Here is a 19,366-nt window from a genome sequence, read left to right on the forward strand (position 1 = left end):
CGGAGGAAGCCACGGGATGCGGTTCGGCTCGATGCCCGGCCGCATCCCATCGAATCAGGCGCGCAGCTGCGCGCCGAGCTCGGCAGCCTTCTCCACGATCGCCTTGCGGATGGCCTCGCTGTCGGAGGATTCGAGCGTCTTGTCCGGGGAACGGAACGTGACGGCGAATGCCAGCGACTTCGCGCCCTCGCCCACCTGATCGCCGGTGAAGACGTCGAACAGCTCGATGGACTCGAGGCTGTCGCCGGCGGCCGCGCGAATCGCATCGCTGAGCTGCTGGGCGGTGACCTCGGCCGGCACCGTGAACGCCAGGTCCTGACGGACCGGCGGGAAGGTGGAGATCGGCCTGGCCTGCACCGGCTTGTCGTTCAGGGCCGGCAGCAGGGCGGAGAGGTTCAGCTCGAACGCGGCGGAGTGCTCCGGGAAGCCCAGGGCCTCGTTGACGTGCGGATGGAATTCGCCGACCGTGCCGACCTTCGTACCATCGGGCAGCACGACCTCGGCGAAGCGTCCGGGGTGCCAGGTGGCCGGAACGTCCTCGGCGGCGGGCTGCTTGAGCTGCAGCTTGGCGCCGAGACGGTCGGAAACGCGCATGACGGCCTCGACGGCGTCGGACCAGTCGACGTCACGCGTCTCGCCCAGCCAGCCGGAGTTCTCGGCCTTGCCGGTGAGGATGGCGGCGACGTGCTGCGGCTGCTCGGGCAGGCCGGCGTCGAGCGCGGCGAGCTGCTCGTCGGTCGGCTTGACGCCGCCGGGCAGCGCCGGGATGGCCGGGGCCTCGGGATCCCACAGGAACACATGGCCGATCTCGTACAGGCTCACGTCCATCAGGCCGCGGCGGATGTTGCGCTGCACGGTGCGGGCGAGCGTGGGCAGCAGCGAACGGCGCAGGAACGGACGGTCGCCGGCCAGCGGGTTGGCGATCTCGACGCTGACGGGCTTGATGGCCTCGGCGTCGATGGCGAACGCCTTGTAGTCGGCATCGCCGACGAACGGGTAGCTCAGCGTCTCCACGAGACCGTACTGGGCGAGCGTGTTGGCGATCCAGCGCTGACGCTGCTGTTCGAGCGTCAGACCGGTGACGCCGGTGACCGGGACCGCAGGCACGGTGACGGGGATCTCGTCGTAGCCGACCAGTCGGGCGACCTCCTCGACCAGGTCGCACGGCTCGGTGAGGTCCGGGCGCCACGTGGGCGGGGCCACGGAGAACTCGCCATTGCCGCCGCCTCCGACGTTGCAGCCGATGTCGGTGAGGATGTCGGAGATGGTGTTGGTGTCGGTGTCGAGACCGGCGACGCGGGCGACCTCGCTCACCTTGAAGCGGATGTCGGCCGGGCGCTTAGTGTTGTTCACGTCCACCGGGGTGCGCGAGCCTTCGCCGGCGCCGTAGCGGGTGAGCAGCTCGACGGCCTTCTCCACGGCCGCGGGCTGCAGCTGCGTGTCGACGCCGCGTTCGAAGCGGCGGGACGCCTCGGACGGGGTCTTGTGACGGCGGGCGGAGCGGGCGATGGACACCTGGTCGAAGTGCGCGGCCTCGATGAACAGGTCGGTGGTCTCCGAGGTGACCTCGCCGTACAGGCCGCCCATCACGCCGGCAAGCCCGAGGATGCGCGAGCCGTGCTCGCCGTTCGGCGAATCGGTGATGAGCAGGTCCTCGGGGCTGAGCTTGTGGTTCTTCTCGTCGAGGGTGGTGAGCTCCTCGCCCTCGTTGGCACGACGGACCACGACCGGACCTTCGATCTTGTTCAGGTCGTAGGCGTGCAGCGGCTGACCGAGGTCGAGCATCACGTAGTTGGTCACGTCCACGGCAAGCGAGATGGAGCGCATGCCGGCGCGGATCAGGCGGCGGCGCATCCAGTTCGGCGTCGGGGCGGCGGGGTTGAACCCGCGCACGATGCGGCCGTAGTAGCGGTCGCAGCCGACGACGCCGTGAATCGGGTTGTTGTCCTCGATGAGCACGTCCATGTCGTGCTCGGTCTGGCCGTCGATGCCCTTCGGCTCGGCGGGGGCCTTCTCGTTCAGACCGATCACCGGATCGATGTACTTGGCGCCGGTGGAGTGATGGTATTCGCGGGCCACACCGCGGTAGGAGAACGCATAGCCGCGGTCCGGCGTGATGTTGATCTCCAGCACGGGGTTGTTCATGTGCAGCAGCTCCATGGCGTCGTCACCCGGCTTGAGCGCCTCGTACTCCTCCTTGGAGAAGCCGTATTCGCGCAGCAGGATGATGCCGTTGTGGCTGTCGCCGAGGCCGAGCTCGCGCTCGGAGGCGCACATGCCGTCGGAGATGTGGCCGTAGGTCTTGCGAGGCTCGATGCGGAAGTCGCCCGGCAGCACGGCGCCCGGCAGGGTCACGACGACCTTCTCGCCGGCGGCCATGTTGGGCGCGCCGCACACGATGCCGCGCGGCACCTTGTTGCCGTTCTCGTCGACGTCGTTGTATTCGTCGCCGACGTCCACGTGGCACCAGTTGATGGTCTTGCCGTTCTTCTGCGGCTCCGGGGTGGCATCCACCACGTAGCCGACCACGATGGGTCCGGTCACCTGGGACTGGTGGATCTCCTCCTCCTCAAGGCCGACCCTCACCAGGTCCTTGGCGAGCTGTTCGTACGTCAGGCCTTCGGGGACTTCGACATGGTCCTTGAGCCAGTCAATATCAATCATTGGCATGTGGATTCACTCCCCCATAACAAACTGTTCGCTGAAACGCACGTCGCCCTCGACCAGATCGTGCATGTCGTTGATGTCGTGGCGCAGCAGCAGCGTGCGCTCCATGCCCACGCCGAACGCGAAGCCGGTGTAGACGTCCGGGTCGATGCCGGCGGACTTGAGCACGTTCGGGTTCACCATGCCGCAGCCGCCCCATTCGAGCCAGCCGGCGCCGCCCTTCTTGTCGGGGAACCACAGGTCGAGCTCGGCGCTCGGCTCGGTGAACGGGAAGTAGCTCGGACGCAGTCGGGTCTTGGCCTCGGGGCCGAACATGGCGACGGCGAGCTTGTCGAGCACGCCCTTGAGGTTCGCCATGGTCAGGTGCTTGTCGACGGCGAGCGCCTCGCACTGGTGGAAGACCGGGGTGTGCGTGGCGTCGAGCTCGTCGGTACGGAACACGCGGCCGGGGCTGGCGATGTACAGCGGCACGCCGCGGGTGAGCAGGGCGCGGACCTGGTCGGAGGAGGTCTGCGTGCGCATGACCATGTTGGAGCCGACGAATCCGGCGGCGTCCTTGGCCTGGTTGCCCTTGACGTAGAAGGTATCCTGCATCTGGCGGGCCGGGTGGTCGGGGCCGAAGTTCAGGGCGTCGAAGTCGTACCATTCGGTCTCCACCTCGGGACCGTCGGCGATCTGCCAGCCCATGGAGACGAAGAAGTCCTCGACGTCCTCGAGCAGCTTGGGCAGCGGGTGGCGGGCGCCGAGCGGGTGGCGGCGCACGGGCTGGGTCATGTCGACCGTCTCGGCGACGAGCCTGGCCTTTTCCGCGGCCTGCTTGACCTCGGCCTCCTTGGCGCCGAACGCGCGGCCGAAATCGGCACGCAGCTTGCCCATGAGCTTGCCCGCGTCCTTCTTCTGGTCCTTCGGCAGACCGCCGATGGCCTTGCTGGCCTTGGTCATCGCCGAATCAGCCCCGGCGTAGCGGGACTTCAAAGCCTTCAATTCCTCCAGTGTGGAGGCGTTCTGGATCTTTTCGATACCCTCGGCGACGTCTGCCGTCACCGCCTGGGCGTCGAAGGTTGCAATATCTGCCACAGGGACACCTTTCCGTTGGCAAAATTTCGCTTACACAACTGCATATCGCGTGGCATACACGCGAAACACCAATCTCACATTTTCCCCACATGACTAGACATAGCGAGGGAATACAGCAGCACCGCCGCACTGGTGGCGAGGTTCAGCGATTCGGCCTTGCCGTATATGGGGATGGAGACGATGCCGTCGCATCTCTCGAGGATGTCGTCGTCCAATCCGCGGGCCTCGTTTCCGAACAGGATCGAACGCGACGTGTGCGCATCGTCCTTCGGTTCGGCGGCGAGCAGCTCGGGCAGCGGCACCGGCTTCAGGTCTCCCGTGCCGCGCACGTCGGCCGCGAGCACGGATGCGTTGTGGTCGGCGTTCCACGCGAACAGTTCGTCGACGCTCGCGCGCAGCACGGGGATATGGAACAGCGAGCCGGCGGTGGAGCGCACGACCTTGGGGCCGAGCGGGTCGACGCAGTCGTCCACGAACACCACGGCGTCGGCGCCCGCCGCGTCGGCGGTGCGGATGACCGTGCCGGCGTTGCCGGGGTCGCGCACCTGCCAGAATGCGGCGATGGTCAACGGGCCGCGCCGGCCGTCGACGTCGTTATCGCCTCCGGCGGCGAAGTCGGCGAGGCGGCCGGCCATGCCCTTCGTGGACGCCACCGCGGCGATGCCCTGGGCGTCGCCGCTGATGGCGTCCATCACGCGCTGCGTGACGTAGTGCACATAGATGCCCCCGCATTCGTCCTTGTGGCCCATGATGTATGCGGCGATCTCGGCGGCCCTCGCGCTGACGGTGTTGCCGTCCTCGTCGATGGCGATGTAGACGTCCTCGACGCGTTCCGGATGGAACGTCACGGCCTCGCGCACGGCCTGGGGCGCCTCCACCAGCATCCTGCCCACCTTGCGGCGGGTCTTGGCGCGCGTCAGCTCGGCGATGCGGCGGACGCGGTCGGCATTGGGATTGGTCATCGTTCCTTGAGTCAATGGCATGGGTCAACTGTAACTCACGGGCGTGGGACCGTGCGGAGCGGATTCATCAACAATTCATATTGCCGTCAGATTGGCGGGGGCATGCATACGCAAACGACCGCTATTGTCGGTTCTGGTATTTCAATCCGCTCTCAATCCGCATGTTCGGGACACGAAAGGGGACGACGTGGGCGTTCCGGTCGATATTCGGCAGCGCATCAGCAACATCTATTCCGCGCTTCGTCCCGCGGAGAAGTCCGTGGCCTCGTACATCCGGGACCATTATGACGAGATAGCCTCGCTCACCGTCTCCGAGCTGGCCGACGCGGCGTCGGTGAGCCAGCCGACGGTCATCCGCTTCGCCCGAAAGCTCGGGTTCAATGGCTACCGGGAGATGCGCTATGTGCTCCGGCATCCGACGGACAACGCGCAGTCGTTCGATCCGCTCGAAGGATTCGACCTGCATCCGTGGGACAGCATCGACGACGTTCCGGCGCGTGCCGCGGCCGGGGCGAAATCCATGCTGGACGACATGCTCGATTCGTTGTCGCTCAAGGAATTCCACAAGGCGGTCAACGCCCTGGGCAAGGCGCGCGTCATCGATATCTACGGCGTGGAGAACTCCATGGTCCCGGCCAACGACCTGCTGACGAAGCTCACGTATCTCGGCCTGCAGTGCCGCATGCACACCGACGCCTACATGCAGCAGATCTCCGCCGGACATCTCACCGACGAAGACGCGGCGGTGGCGTTCTCGTACTCCGGCAGCTCCGACGATACCGTCAAGGCGCTGCGTCTGGCACGCAACCAGGGGGCGAAGACCATCGCCGTGACCAATTCGTCGGGCACGCCGCTCGCCAACTGGGCGGACATCTGTCTGTGCGCCGGGCATGGCGAGCGCACGATCTACGGCAACGCCATCTTCTCCAGGGTCTCGCACGTCGCGATCGTCGACATGCTGTACATGGGGCTCATATTGAGCAACTACACCAGGTACTCGTCCGCGCTGGACGACTCCGGACGCTACATCCGCGACCGCGTGTTCCACGGCTGAACGGTTTTCATATCAAGGCCTCGGGTTCCTTGCGAATCCGAGGCCTTTTCATATGTAATCCATTTACATAGTCAATCGAAAAACACAAGAAACTACATGCTCGACGCGTAAGTTCGTTTGCTGTTCACCTTGGTTTCCTCAAAGCTTCAGCGCAGGCCTCCCATCGCCGCCGATTTCGATGCCAGAATCGTAGAGGAAGTCGGGGAAACACCTGATCTCCATACAAATGAACATGTGTAAGTCACGAATTTTGCAGTAAAGACATACAGACCATCACACCGTGCGGAACCGGTCAATGCTCCGTGAAAGGCAACATCATGTTGGAACTCAAGGACATCACCAAGTCGTTTGGTGACACCCATGTGCTCAACGGCATCTCACTGGCCATTGGGGACGGCCAGATCATGTCGATTCTCGGTCCTTCCGGCGGCGGCAAGACCACGCTGCTGAACATCATCCTCGGCATCTCGCAGCCGACCAGCGGACAGATTGTCTACAACGGCGAGGACCTGACGAACGTGCCGATGGAGAAGCGCGGATTCAACATCGTGTTCCAGGACTACGCGCTGTTCCCGAACCTCAACGCCTACGAGAACATCACGTACGGTCTGAAGAACAACCCCGGCATCTCCACCGAGAAGGAGATCAAGGAGATGATCTCGCTGCTCGGTCTCGAGGAGCATCTGACCAAGAAGATCGACGAGCTCTCCGGCGGCCAGAAGCAGCGCGTGGCCCTCGCCCGCACGCTGGTGATGAAGCCGAAGCTGCTGCTCGACGAACCGCTCTCCGCACTGGACGGCGTCATCAAGGAGTCCATCAAGTCGAAGATCAAGCAGATCGTCAACCAGTACAACCTCACCACGATCATGGTCACCCACGACCCCGAGGAGGCCTGCACGATGAGCGACAAGGTGCTGATCCTCAACCAGGGCAGGATCGCCCAGTTCGCCTCGCCTGACGACATCATCCACCATCCGGCCAGCGAGTTCGTGCGCAAGTTCATCCTCCACCAGCTGGAGGTCAAGCGCAACAACATCTACACGCTGTTCAACGAGGACGGCTCCCCCGCCGCCAAGCAGCCCGCCCTCGCCGGACAGGAGGCCTGAGCATGAGCGTCGAATCCATTCAGGCCGGCAAGCAATTGCCGAACATCGCGCCTGAGATCAAGAACCACGAACCCCGCCCGATGAAGCCGCGGCAGCCCGAGCTGACCGCCCTGCTCGTCGCCGTCACCGTCATCTTCGCCATCTTCCTGGTGGTGCCGATGATCCTCGTGCTCGCCAAGTCGTTCCAGACCGGAAGCGGCGCGGCCACCATGGAGAACTACGCGGCCATCCTCGCACGGCCCGAGTTCCTCACCTCCGTGTTCAACAGCCTCAAGGTCGCCGCGGCCGCCGCCCTCGTGGCCATGCTGCTGGCGTTCCTGCTGGCCTACGCCGTCAACTGCACGAACCTGCCGCCGAAGTTCAAGAAGGCCATCGCCCTGCTCACGCAGGTGCCGATGCTGCTGCCGACCATCACGTACGGCTTCGCCATCATCTACTCGTTCGGCAAGGAGGGCCTGATCACCAAGCTGTTCGGCCACCAGCTGTTCGACATCTACGGGTTCAACGGCCTGCTCATCGGCTACGTCATCTACACGCTGCCGACCTGCTTCCTGCTCATCAACAACTCGTTCCAGTTCGTCGACAAGAAGTTCATCATCGTCTCCCACATCATGGGCGACAGCCACGTCAAGACGTTCTTCATGACGACCGTGCGTCCGCTCATCGGCACGATGTGCGTGGCGTTCATCCAGAGCTTCTTCCTGAGCTTCACCGACTACGGTATTCCTACATCCGTGGGCGGCACCTACGACGTGCTGGCCATGACGCTGTTCAACCAGATGCTCGGCTCCATCCCGAACTTCAACCGCGGCGCCGTCATCGCCGTGTTCATGCTCATCCCGTCGATCATCTCCATCATCCTGATGACGATCCTCGAGAAGTACTCGATCCGCTACTCCAAGGTCTCGCAGATCGACCTGCCGGAGGGCAGGAAGCGCGACACGTTCTGCGCCGTCGCCTCCGCGGTCGTGCTCGTGTGCGTGCTGAGCGTGTTCGCCGTGATCCTGCTCATCCCGTTCGTCGAGATGTGGCCGTTCAAGCTGAACTTCACGCTCAGCCACATCACCGGCATCTTCGCCGACTCCGAGCTGACGGCCGTGTTCACCAACTCGGTGTACGTGGCCGTGATGACCGCCATCCTCGGCTGCGTGTTCGCCTACGCCGCCGCCCTGGTGACGTCGCGCTCGAAGCTGCCGGCCGCCGCCAAGCGGTTCGTGGACTCCATCAGCTCCATCATCAACACCGTGCCGGGCATGGTGCTCGGCATCGCGTTCCTGTTCGCGTTCAGCGGCACGCCGATGCAGAACACCTTCTGGATCCTCATCATCGCGAACATGATCCACTACTTCGCCACCCCGTACCAGATGATGAAGGACTCGCTGTCGAAGATGAACGCCTCGTGGGAGACCACGGCCAAGCTCATGGGCGACAGCTGGTTCAAGACCATCGTGCGCGTGGTCACGCCGAACGCGTGGCCCACCGTGCTGCAGGTGTTCGGCTACTACTTCGTGAACGCCATGGTCACCATCTCCGCGGTGGTGTTCCTCACCGGCGCCAAGACGCAGGTCATCACCACGAAGATCTCCGCGCTCCAGCACCTCGCCAAGTTCGACGACATCTTCGCCCTGTCGCTGCTCATCCTCGTGACGAACCTCGTGGTCAAGGGCGTCATCGCCTTCGCCACCCGCAAGAAGCCGGTGAAGGTCAAGGCCACCGAGGCCGCGGCCGCCACCGTGAAGCAGGGCGCCCGCAGGACGGCCGAGCAGGTCGCCGCCGGCAGCTTCGCGCTGCCTCCCATCAACCCGCGCTCGCGTAACCGCAACGTGGTGACGGGCATCGCCTCCGGCGTGGCCGCCGCGATCCTCGTGGCCTTCGGCTTCGGAGCCTTCTCCGGCACCGCCGCCGCCAGCCAGCAGGTCGTCATCTACACGAACGCTGATGACGAGGCCGTGGCCGCGTTCGAGCACGCGCTCGACAACAACGGCTACAAGGGCAAGTACATCATGCAGGGCTTCGGCACCTCCGAACTCGGCGGCAAGATGCTGGCCGAGGGCAGGAGCCTCGAGGCCGACATGATCACCATGAGCTCCTACTACGTGGACTCCGCCCAGGAGCGCAACCACATGTTCCAGCCGCTCACCGACGTGAAGTCGAAGCTGCTGAACACGAACGTGAACACCAAGGCGCCGGACTACCGCCGCCCGACCACCGCCCAGGAGGGCGCGATCTTCTACAACACCGAGGCCATCAAGCAGGCGGGCGTGCCCGTGCCGACGAGCTTCAAGGACCTCGCCGACCCGAAGTACAAGGGCCTGATCTCCGTGCCCGACATGGAGGGCTCCTCCACCGGCTGGCTCATGGTGCAGGCCATCGTGGGCGCCTACGGCACCGGCGACGAGGGCAAGCAGATCCTGACCGACATCTACAGGAACGCCGGCCCGCATCTGGAACAGTCCGGCTCCGGCCCGCTCAAGTCCGTGCGTTCGGGCGAGGTGGCCGTCGGATTCGGTCTGAGGCATCAGGCCGCGGCCGACAAGAAGAAGGGTCTGCCCATCGACTACGTGGACCCGACCGAGGGCAACTACTCGCTGACCGAATCGGTGGCGGTGCTCGACAAGGGCTCCAAGACCAATCCGCTGGCGCAGAAGATGGCCGGGGTGATCATCGATCAGGGCCGCAAGGAACTGCTCGAGACGTATCCGACGCCGCTCTACCAGGGCGAGAAGGAACCGGCCAACGGCTCGAAGTATCCGAAGACCTTCGACAAGCCGCTGACGGTGGACCTGCTGCAACAGCACCAGGACTTCTCCGAGGCCTGCAAGCGCGCCGCCAAGGAGGGCTGACCCTTCGAAGGCAGCCCTCCCGCACAGCCCAACCTTTCATCCCATAATTCAACCAACCAATAGAGAAGGAACAACAATGACCAACGAATACAAGCTGCTCACCCCCGGACCGCTGACCACGACCCGAACGGTCAAGGAGGAGATGCTCTTCGACCACTGCACGTGGGACGAGGACTACCAGCAGATCACGCAGAAGATCCGTCGCCAGCTGCTCGAGCTCGCGCACTGCGATCCGCAGGAGTACACCGTCGTGGTCATGCAGGGCTCCGGCACGTTCGGCGTGGAGAGCGTGCTGACCTCGGTGGTCAGCAAGGATGAGAAGGTGCTGCTGTGCACGAACGGCGCCTACGGCGACCGTCAGGTGAAGATCTGCGAGCACGCGGGCATCGCGTACACGCAGTACGCCGAGCCGTACGACCGTATTCCGAGCGCCGAGAAGGTGGCCGAGTATCTTGACGCCGACCCGTCGATCACGCACGTGTCGATGATCCACTCCGAGACCACGTCCGGCCTGCTCAACGACATCCAGGCCGTGGCGAAGGTGGCCAAGGCGCACGGCAAGACGTTCATGGTGGACGCGATGAGCTCGTTCGGCGGCGTGGACATCCCGGTTGCCGACTGGGGCATCGACTTCATCGTCTCCTCCGCCAACAAGTGCATCCAGGGCGTGCCCGGCTTCAGCTTCATCATCTGCAACAAGGCGAAGCTCGAAGCTTCCAAGGGCAAGGCCCGCAGCCTGTCTCTGGACCTGTGGGACCAGTGGAACACGCTGGAGAAGGCCAACGGCAAGTGGCGCTACACCTCCCCCACCCACGTGGTGCTCGCCTTCTCGAAGGCGCTTGACGAGATGTTTGAGGAGGGCGGCATCCCGGTGCGTTCGGCCCGCTACCAGCTGAACAACGACCTGCTGATCGCCCGCATGAAGGCGCTGGGCTTCTCCACGTTCCTCGCCGACCACCAGGGCCCGATCATCACGACGTTCCTCTACCCGAAGGGCACGAGCTTCGACTTCCACGACATGTACGAGTTCATCAAGGAACGCGGCTACGCCATCTACCCGGGCAAGCTGACGAACGAGGACACGTTCCGTCTGGGCAACATCGGCGAGATCTACGCCGACGACATCGAGAAGGTCACCGAGCTGCTGGCCATGTACATGGGCGAGCGCGGCCTGCTTGAGGCCGCCACCGGCTCGGCCTCCGTGCCGGCCGCCATCGCCGCCATGGACAAGGCCGGCGAGCCCATCAAGGCCGCCGCCCCCATGGGTGTCAAGCTCGCCGCCTGACCCTCCCGCTCCCCGGCCCGCTCAAAACAGGCCGGGCATCAACGTGAAATCCTCTGGAGAGATTGGCACCCTTGTTCGACCGTAAGCAGCGAAGTCGTTTGCTACGCTTTGCGAGCAAACGACGGAGCGAGGCCGAACGGCCTTGAGTGTGTCGAACAAGGGTGCCAATCTCGACTCCGGCCTACCGCGCGTTACATGACATCATCAACAAACCAGCAAAAAGGAAACATCACTATGACCAACCGTTTTGAGGCCGTCATCTTCGATTGGGCCGGCACCACCGTCGACTACGGCTGCTTCGCCCCCGTCCGCGCCTTCCAGGAGGCGTTCCGCGAGTTCGGCATCGATCCGACGATGGCGGAGACCCGCAAGCCGATGGGCATGCTCAAGCACGACCACATCAACACGATGCTGCACATGGAGCGCATCGCCCGCGCATGGGAGGACGAGCACGGCCACGCCCCCACCGACAAGGACGTGGATGACGTGTACGCGCATTTCGAGCCGAAGCTGCTGTCGATTCTGGACGGCTACGCCGGCCCGAAGCCGGGTGTGCTCGATGCGGTGGCCGCATTGCGCGAGGCCGGTCTGAAGATCGGTTCGACCACGGGCTACACCGACAAGATGATGGACATCGTGGTGCCGAAGGCCAAGGAGAACGGCTACGATCCGGACTTCTGGATCAGCCCGGACGGCACGAACGGTTTCGGCCGTCCCTACCCGTACATGATCTTCAGGAACCTTGAGAAGCTGGGTGTCTCCTCCGTGCATGCCGCCGCCAAGGTGGGCGATACGCTGTCCGACATCCGCGAGGGCAAGAACGCCGGCGTGTTCACGATCGGCGTGGTCGAGGGCAGCTCGCAGCTGGCGCTGAGCCAGGAGGAGTTCGAGGCGCTGTCCGAGACCGGGAAGGCGGAGGCCCGCGCAAAGGCCAAGGCCGCATTCACCGAGGCCGGCGCCGACGCCGTCATCAACACGATGGCCGAGCTGCCGACCCTGATCGCCCAGATCGCCTGACGCTCCGTGACCGGACGGCCGGTCCGTCCGCCCCGATCCGGTTACTCGCCAAATCCACCGCAAAGCCGGTCACTCACCGTTTTCCGCCACGTACGAGCCGCCCCTTCGGCGTGTCGCGTCCGGAAACAGTGAGTGACCGGCTTTGCGTCCATATTGGTGAGTAATCGCGAACCGTATCGGCCACACATTCCTACTCGCCGCGTTTCGCCCGCTCGACCGCTTCGTGAATCCGGTCGATCTCGCCCTGAAGTTGCGCAATCCGCGCCGTGATCGCCCCGGCATCGACGTCAGGCTCCTGCAGCCTGTCCCGCAGCTCCCCTATCTCATCCTTGAGTCCGTCGATGCGAAGCAACTGCATCTGCAGCTTCCGCCGTGTCTCCAAATCCATATCCGAATCTCCTTCCGTGGCCCGGCTCCCACAATAATCGAAAACACACAACGAATATTCCATGGTCGGCTATTGCGTGGCGTGACGGTTTTCGGTATCGTCTGTGGGACGGACTGACGGGGGTGCCTTCATGGCTGAGATGGGCGGAACGCCGCCCGAACCCGTTGACCTGAACAGGATAATGCCTGCGTAGGGATGTCACGCCGCATCATGCCGGCCCATGCACGCCGGTCTCGTGTGCCCACACATGCGAGGAAAGGCACCGGTCTTCTCGGCCTCTTGGCACCCCAATTGAAACGCACGCAGCGCAAGCGACAAACACAATGCGTCGCGATGCGTGACGCCGCGCGGGCCCGAAAACCGAGAGGAAGAGACTCCATGACTCAGCAATCACTGAGCCCCAAACTCACCCCGAAGAACATGCTGCTGGGCTTCCAGCACGTGCTCGTCTCCAACGTCTGGCTCGATCCGGTGTTCGTCGCGGCGGCCATCGGCCTGCCTCTGGCGCTGTCGTCGAACATGGTCAACGCCATCTTCATCATCTCCGGCCTGGTCACGCTCGTGCAGGCCACGAGGCTCGTCCGCCTGCCGATCGTGCAGGGCCCGTCGGCCGCGTTCGACGCGCTGATGATCGCCGCCGGCACCGCGGGCTCGCTCGCCGCGGCCGGCACGTCCATCTTCATCGCCTCGCTGATCTTCCTGGTGCTGTGCCTGACGCGCGTCATCGAGAACCTGCGGTTCCTGTTCGCGCCCATCGTCTCCGGCGTCATCATCTTCCTCGTGGGCGTTTCGCTCTCCGGCTTCACGCTCAGCGAGTTCCTCGGCGGAGCGCCCGGCGACAAGGGCTTCGCCGACCCGAAGGTGCTGGCCGTCTCCATCCTCACCACCGTGCTCGTGGTGGTGCTCTCGCAGTTCGGCAAGGGTCTGTGGCGTTCGCTCTCGTATCTGATCGCACTCGTGGCCGGCACCGCCCTGGCCATCGCCTTCGGCCTGTCCGACTTCTCCGGTGTGGCCTCCAAGCCGTGGATCGGCCTGCCCACGTTCATGCCGTACGGCGGCTTCACGTTCGATGCCGCTATCTTCGTGCCGTTCTTCATCGCCTACATGGTGGCCGTCATGGAAGCGCTGGGCGTCTACCAGGCCGCCACGGAGATCCAGGGCACGAAGCTGGAGAACAAGCAGGTGCGTTACGGTCTGGCCGGCGAGGCGGCCGGTTCGGCGCTCTCGTCGCTGATCGGCGGCTTCACCACCACCGCCTACCCGCAGAACGTGGCGCTGCTCAAGGTGACGGACGAGGGCAAGACCCGCACCCGCGTGCCGGTGATCATCGCCGGCGTGATCTTCGTGGTGCTGGGCTTCATCCCCAAGGCCGGCGCCGTGCTTTCGCTCATCCCCTCGCCGGTCATCGGCGGCATCTTCCTGCCGGCCGCGGCCAGCCTCATCTCCACCGGCTTCAACACGCTGCGCAAGGTGGAGTCCACCGAACGCAACCAGGTGGTCATCGGTCTGTCGCTGCTGCTGGGCATCGCCCTGCCGAGCGCGCTGAGCGGCCTCGAGGGCGGCGCACACGTGTTCTTCTCGAACAGCATCCTCGTCGGTGCGTTCGCCGTGGTCATCCTCAAGCTGCTGCTCATCGACCTGCCGAATCTCGTCGCCAGGAAGACCGGCAAGACCACTGCCAAGGCGGCTGCCGAAACGACTGATGCCGGCGACGGCGCGTCCGAGACCAAGTAGTCTCACCATTTAGAATCGGTATCAGACGATAGCCGATATCCCATGCCACAAGGCATATGGAACAGGCGCGGACGGAAGCATCGTTCGCGCCTGTTCCATATGTCCGTATAGCAGGCCCGGCAGCCCCAAGGAAAGGACCCATCATGCCCATACAGCCAGCCGTCTCCCCCGCCCGCGAAACCGTGAAGCAGGCGGTGCTGGACTTCATCGACCGTTACGGCTGCGAGCAGGCCCCGGACGAGGAATTCGACAGGCTCGCCCGCCTGATCTTCGCCTTCCAGTTCGCCAACAACGTGCCGTACCGCGCCTACTGCACGTCGAAGCGCGTGACGCCGCCGACGCTCGACAGCTGGTCGTCGATTCCGCCGATGCCGGTGGACGGCTTCAAGATGCTTACGCTCACGTCCACACCGGAGGCCGACTGCGAGGCCGTGTTCACGACGAGCGGCACCACGCGCCCCGGTCAGAAGGGCCGCAATTTCCATCCCGACCTCGAGGTCTGGGATGCGTCGATGATCGGCCCGTTCCGTCATTTCATCCTGCCCGACCGCGAGCGCATCCGTATCGGCGTGATCTCGCCGGCGTGGGATATGAACGAGCATTCGTCGCTGTCGCGGTATCTGACGCGCGCGCTTGAGCAGTGCGGTGCCGAGGGCAGTGACTACTTCTTCCATGAGCAGGGGCTGGAGTTCGATCGCATCGAACGATTCCTTGAGCAGGCGGTGACGGACGATGTGCCGGTGATGCTGATGGGCGCGTCGTCGGCGTACTGGTATCTGCTGGAGCATCTGCGCGAGTCGGGCCGCACGTTCGTTCTGCCGGACGATTCCCGCCTGTTCGATACGGGTGGTTTCAAGAGCACGAAGACGGGCATCACCGTGGATGACATGTATGCGATGTTCGCCGACGTGTTCGGCGTGGACCGCACGCACTGCGTGAACATGTACGGCATGACGGAGCTGAGCTCGCAGATCTACGATCAGAATCTGCTGTCGTACTACACGGATGGTTCGGTCAATACGCTGAAGGCCACGCCGGCGTGGGTGCGTTCGGTCATGCTGGATCCGCAGACGCTGACGCCTGTGGCCGACGGCGAGACCGGTGTGATCGCGCATTACGATCTTGCGAACTGGAATTCGTGTCTGGCGATTCTCACCGAGGATCTGGGTGTGCGCTCGGCGGATGGCTATCGTCTGCTGGGTCGTGCGAAGGGCGCGGAGGCGCGTGGCTGCTCCATCACGGTGGACGAGGTCATGGCGGCGAACGCATGAGCGGCGACGGCGTCTCCGTTGGCGGCAATGTCGTCGATAACGCCGATATCGTCGATGTCTTCCATGCTCCGGCCGGTTTTTCGTTTACTGCGTTCGATACACGCGAAATCACGACGCCCGATGGACCTGTGTCGCTGCGGTATCCGCGTCTTGACGCCGATGTGATTCATGCGTTGTGCGATGACGTTCGGAAGAACCGCAATGATTGTCTTGCTTCCATGCCCGTGAACGACATCATCGACGTGTTGGCGAAGGCCGTGGAACTGTGGACGGACCCCGATTATCCGCTGCGTCGTCTTGCCGAACGGCTGGTCCCGGCGATCACCGGATACGACGCGGATATGACGCGGATCGAGCTCAAACGCTATATGCGCATGTTCCGTCGTCGCGAGCTGCTGAGGTTCGTGGACGACGACCTGCCGTGTCCGCAGATGCTGGACGAGTACCGTCCGAACAGGTCCGGCGGCTATACGCGACTGTATGGTCCGGACCTCTCGTTCCACGTGTTTTCAAGCAACGTGCCGGGCATTCCGGTGTGGAGCATGACGATGGGCCTGCTGGTCAAAAGCGGTATCGTCGGCAAGTCGTCGTTCGACGAGCCGCTGATGCCGGTGCTGTTCGCGAAGTCGATTCGCGAGGTCGACCCCGAACTGGCGGATGCGATCGCCGTGGTGCCGTGGAAGGGCGGGACGGAGCCGTTGGAGAACGCCGCCATCGGGGAGGCGAACGCGGTCATCGTCTATGGTTCCTCGCATACGACGGAGCTGCTGCGCCCGAAGGTGGCGGAGAGCAAGCCGTTCCTCAGCTATGGGGCGCGCATCGGATTCTCGCTTGTCGGCCGGGAGTCGCTGCGTGCGGATTGCTACGAGTCCACGATTCATCACATGGCGGTGGATGTGGCCACGTACGACCAGCAAAGCTGTCTGGCCGCACAGACGGTGTTCGTGGAGCGTGGCGGCGTGCTGGCTCCGCATGAGACGGCCGAGCTGCTGGCCCATGAATTGGAGTCCCAGCAGCGCAAGTACCCGCGGTCCACGCCCACGCAGGAGGAGTCGCTGGCCATCCGGCGCATGCGCTCCTCCGTGGAGATGATGTCGCTGTTCGCCGGCGGCTCCGGCACGGGCATGGCCGACGACGGTTCCGGACCGTTCGTCATCGCGTCGCCGCATGGCACCGACTGGACGGTGCTGTACTACCCAGATGCGGCGTCATTGCCCACGCCGGCCTCCCCGTTGAACCGCACCATCACCGTGGTGGCGGTCAATGATCTCGCCGACGCCCTGCCGGTGATGACACCGTACCGCCAATGGCTCCAGTCGTGTGGCGTGGCCGTGGACAGCACGCGGCTGTTCCCGCTGGCGCAGCGGGTGGGAGAACTGGGCATCGACCGCATATGCCCGGTCGGCGAAATGAACCGCGCCAAGTCGGGATGGCATCATGACGGCGGATTCAACCTGCTCGACCTGGTGCGTGCGGTGGACGTGGAACGCGGCACCGACCGGTTCGCCGACTCCTTCGACGACGACTTCGAATAACAACGATACATTTCGGGAGCATCATCATGACAACAGCATCATCCCCGACCCTGCCCCTCGCCGGCAAGGCGGCGATCGTCACCGGCGCAAGCCGTGGCATCGGCGCGGCCATCGCCAGACGGTTCGCCGAGCTCGGCGCGGCCGTGGTCATCGACTATCTGAGCAACGACGAGCGCGCCCTCGCCACGGCCACGGCCATCGAACGGGAGACCGGCGCCGAAGGCCGCGTGGCCGTGTTCAGGGCGGATGTGCGCGACGAGGAGCAGGTCCGTGCGCTGGCGGCGTTCACCGAGGAGACGTTCGGCGGCGTGGACATCCTCGTCAACAACGCGCTGAGCCATTATTCGTTCGACCCGCGCCAGCGCCGCACGTTCGACGGCATTTCGTGGGACGACTACCGCGAGCAGATCGACGGCTGCCTGCGCGGCGCCTACAACACATGCGCCGCCTGCCTGCCGCGGATGCGCAGGCAGGCCGGCGGCGCGATAGTCAACGTGTCGAGCAACCTCGTCGACGCGCCGATCGTGCCATACCACGATTACACGGCGGCAAAGGGGTCGCTCGTGGGATTCACCCGTTCGCTCGCCCAGGAGCTGGGCAAGTGGGGCATCCGCGTGAACGCCGTGGCGGCGGGGCTCACCGTCGGCACGGATTCGAGCCGCGCCACCACGGAGGACGTGCGCGAGCGCATCGTGGCGATGACGCCGCTGGGACGTCTCGCCACCGCCGACGACATCGCCGGGGCCGTGGTGATGCTGGCCGGCGACGACGCCGCGTTCATCACCGGCCAGACCCTGCACGCCGACGGCGGCCTGGTGATGCGGTAGCGGCACGGTTGGAGCGGCTCCGGCGGGGTGTGTCACACTCCCCTCAGTCCGCTGACGCGGACACCTCCCCTCGATCTCCGAGGGGAGCCAATAAGAAAACCGTCTCCGCTCCGACTCCCCTCGTTTTCCGAAAGGAGCCAAACCATCTCCGCTTTGCCTGACTGAGGGGAGTTGACAGAGACCCGCGCTCCCCTACTTCGCGAGCTTGGCGAGGATGAGCGCCTCGGCGAGGATGTTCTTCCTCAGGCTCGGCAGGTCGATGGACTCGTTGGGGCTGTGCGCATTGGCCTTCGGGTCCTCGGGGCCGGTGACGAGCACCTGGGCGCCGGGGAAGATGCGCTGCAGTTCGGGGATGAACGGGATGGATCCGCCCTCGCCCTTGTTGGCCGGCTCGGTCTCGAACGCCTCGGCGAGCGCCTCCTCGGCGTCCTTCACGACGGTGCTGTCCGGATCCATGGCCCAGCCCTGGCCGTTCTCCAATGGCTCGACGCTCACTTCGGCGCCGAACGGCGCGTGGGCGACGAGGAAGTCGGCGAGCGCCTGCTGCGCCTCGGCCGGCTTCTGGTTGGGCGAGGTGCGCATGGAGAGGCGGAACCGTGCGGAGTCGGCGATCACGTTGAAGGAGCCGTCGACCGGGTGGGCGTCGAAGCCGATGACGGTGACGGAGGGCTTGGTCCACAGTCGGGAGGCGAGCGAGTCGGTGCCGGCGAGACGGTAGCCGTCCACGATGGCGGCGTCGGCGCGCAGCGAGGCCTCGTCGAGATCGCGCTGCAGGCCGCCGATGGGCTCCTCGGAGGCGACGCCGGGCACCACGAGGCTGCCGTTCTCGTCGTACATGGAGGCGATGAGCATGGAGGCGAGCGTGTTGGCGTCGAGGATCGGGCCGCCGAACTGGCCGGAGTGCACGGGATGGCCGAGCACGCGCACGGTCACGTCCACGCAGGTGTTGCCGCGCAGCGACGTGGTGAGCGAGGGGATTTCGGCGGACCAGTTGCCCGAATCGGCCACGATGATCACGTCGGAGTCGAATTCGTCCCTGTGGGCCTCGATGAACGGGATGAAGCTGGGCGAGCCCATCTCCTCCTCGCCTTCGATGAACACCTTGATGTTCACGCCGAGGTCGTCGCCGAGCGCGTGCAGGGCGCCGGAGTGGATGGCGATGCCGCCGCCGTCGTCGGCTGCGCCGCGGCCGTAGAGTCGGCCGTCGTCCTTGGTGGTGGCGACGAACGGTTCGGTCTCCCATTCGGCCGGGTCGGGTACGGGCTGCACGTCGTGGTGGGCGTACAGCAGCACGGTCGGGGCTTCGGGGTTCACGATGCGGGAGCCGACGACCTCCCATGCGCCGGGTGTGCCGTCGGGGTTCGTGGACTGCACGACGCGGGCGTCGACGCCCTCCTTGCGCAGCAGGTCGGCCACGAATTCGGCGGAGCGCTTCATGTGCTCGCCGGTGATGCCCTTGGCGGAGACCGATCCGAGCGCGATCTTGTCGCTCAGCGCGGCCACCACGCGCTTCCAGTCGTCGTCGATGCGCGCGCGGAGCTCCTCCACGGTGATGTCCGTCATTGCAACCTCCTTCGATAGGTGTTCGGCATTGGCAATC

Annotated in this window: 14 protein-coding genes and 1 riboswitch; of the genes, 9 read left to right on the forward strand and 5 right to left on the reverse strand. The window is 64.8% G+C overall.

Annotation, left to right across the window (positions count from 1 at the left end):
- Positions 1–54: 54 nt before the first annotated feature.
- The 3 genes from pheT to CS006_RS08970 form a co-directional block, all read right to left on the reverse strand.
- Entirely contained in the window at positions 55–2,670 is a 2,616-nt protein-coding gene (pheT, locus tag CS006_RS08960; protein ID WP_100511472.1) for a phenylalanine--tRNA ligase subunit beta, read from the reverse strand.
- Positions 2,671–2,676: 6 nt separating this feature from the next.
- Positions 2,677–3,744, reverse strand: a complete 1,068-nt coding sequence (gene pheS / locus CS006_RS08965; RefSeq protein WP_100511473.1) for a phenylalanine--tRNA ligase subunit alpha — start codon at positions 3,742–3,744, stop codon at positions 2,677–2,679.
- A 74-nt stretch (positions 3,745–3,818) separates the two neighbouring features.
- Positions 3,819–4,727: a TrmH family RNA methyltransferase gene (locus CS006_RS08970; protein WP_100511474.1), complete on the reverse strand. Its 909-nt coding sequence runs from the start codon at positions 4,725–4,727 to the stop codon at positions 3,819–3,821.
- Between the two features lie 166 nt (positions 4,728–4,893).
- On the opposite strand from CS006_RS08970, the gene CS006_RS08975 reads away from it, so the two are divergent.
- The 5 genes from CS006_RS08975 to phnX all read left to right on the forward strand — a co-directional run bounded on the left by CS006_RS08975 (position 4,894) and on the right by phnX (position 12,011).
- A complete protein-coding gene (locus CS006_RS08975; RefSeq protein WP_100511475.1) occupies positions 4,894–5,760 on the forward strand; it encodes a MurR/RpiR family transcriptional regulator in 867 nt (288 codons plus the stop codon).
- Positions 5,761–6,077: 317 nt separating this feature from the next.
- A complete protein-coding gene (locus tag CS006_RS08980; protein ID WP_100511476.1) occupies positions 6,078–6,866 on the forward strand; it encodes an ABC transporter ATP-binding protein in 789 nt (262 codons plus the stop codon).
- A gap of 2 nt (positions 6,867–6,868) precedes the next feature.
- On the forward strand, positions 6,869–9,709 hold the full coding sequence (locus CS006_RS08985; protein WP_207760037.1) for an extracellular solute-binding protein: 2,841 nt from the start codon (positions 6,869–6,871) through the stop codon (positions 9,707–9,709).
- Between the two features lie 76 nt (positions 9,710–9,785).
- Positions 9,786–10,994, forward strand: coding sequence for a 2-aminoethylphosphonate--pyruvate transaminase (locus tag CS006_RS08990; RefSeq protein ID WP_100511477.1), 1,209 nt, complete (start codon positions 9,786–9,788; stop codon positions 10,992–10,994).
- A gap of 234 nt (positions 10,995–11,228) precedes the next feature.
- The gene (gene phnX, locus CS006_RS08995) at positions 11,229–12,011 is read left to right on the forward strand and encodes a phosphonoacetaldehyde hydrolase (RefSeq protein ID WP_100511478.1); all 783 of its coding nucleotides are present in this window, start codon (positions 11,229–11,231) and stop codon (positions 12,009–12,011) included.
- A gap of 190 nt (positions 12,012–12,201) precedes the next feature.
- Here phnX and CS006_RS09000 read toward each other — a convergent pair whose 3' ends face one another.
- Complete coding sequence (locus CS006_RS09000) at positions 12,202–12,399, reverse strand: hypothetical protein (RefSeq protein WP_100511479.1); 198 nt, start codon at positions 12,397–12,399, stop codon at positions 12,202–12,204.
- Positions 12,400–12,507: 108 nt separating this feature from the next.
- A riboswitch (TPP riboswitch) is annotated at positions 12,508–12,613 on the forward strand.
- A gap of 164 nt (positions 12,614–12,777) precedes the next feature.
- Between CS006_RS09000 and CS006_RS09005 the strand changes: the two genes are divergently transcribed.
- From CS006_RS09005 to CS006_RS09020, 4 genes are all read left to right on the forward strand, one after another.
- Positions 12,778–14,133: a solute carrier family 23 protein gene (locus CS006_RS09005; protein ID WP_100511480.1), complete on the forward strand. Its 1,356-nt coding sequence runs from the start codon at positions 12,778–12,780 to the stop codon at positions 14,131–14,133.
- Positions 14,134–14,276: 143 nt separating this feature from the next.
- The gene (locus CS006_RS09010) at positions 14,277–15,404 is read left to right on the forward strand and encodes a LuxE/PaaK family acyltransferase (protein ID WP_100511481.1); all 1,128 of its coding nucleotides are present in this window, start codon (positions 14,277–14,279) and stop codon (positions 15,402–15,404) included.
- Positions 15,401–16,939 (forward strand): acyl-CoA reductase, encoded by a 1,539-nt coding sequence (locus CS006_RS09015; protein WP_100511482.1) that lies wholly within the window; start codon positions 15,401–15,403, stop codon positions 16,937–16,939. The genes CS006_RS09010 and CS006_RS09015 overlap by 4 nt, the downstream gene beginning before the upstream one ends.
- Before the next feature lie 26 nt (positions 16,940–16,965).
- The gene (locus tag CS006_RS09020; protein WP_100511483.1) at positions 16,966–17,766 is read left to right on the forward strand and encodes an SDR family oxidoreductase; all 801 of its coding nucleotides are present in this window, start codon (positions 16,966–16,968) and stop codon (positions 17,764–17,766) included.
- A gap of 192 nt (positions 17,767–17,958) precedes the next feature.
- Here the strand turns inward: CS006_RS09020 and CS006_RS09025 are convergent, their stop codons facing one another.
- Positions 17,959–19,329 (reverse strand): dipeptidase, encoded by a 1,371-nt coding sequence (locus tag CS006_RS09025; protein ID WP_100511484.1) that lies wholly within the window; start codon positions 19,327–19,329, stop codon positions 17,959–17,961.
- Positions 19,330–19,366: the final 37 nt, after the last annotated feature.

It is taken from the genome of Bifidobacterium primatium (assembly GCF_002802875.1).
GTDB lineage: Bacteria > Actinomycetota > Actinomycetes > Actinomycetales > Bifidobacteriaceae > Galliscardovia > Galliscardovia primatium.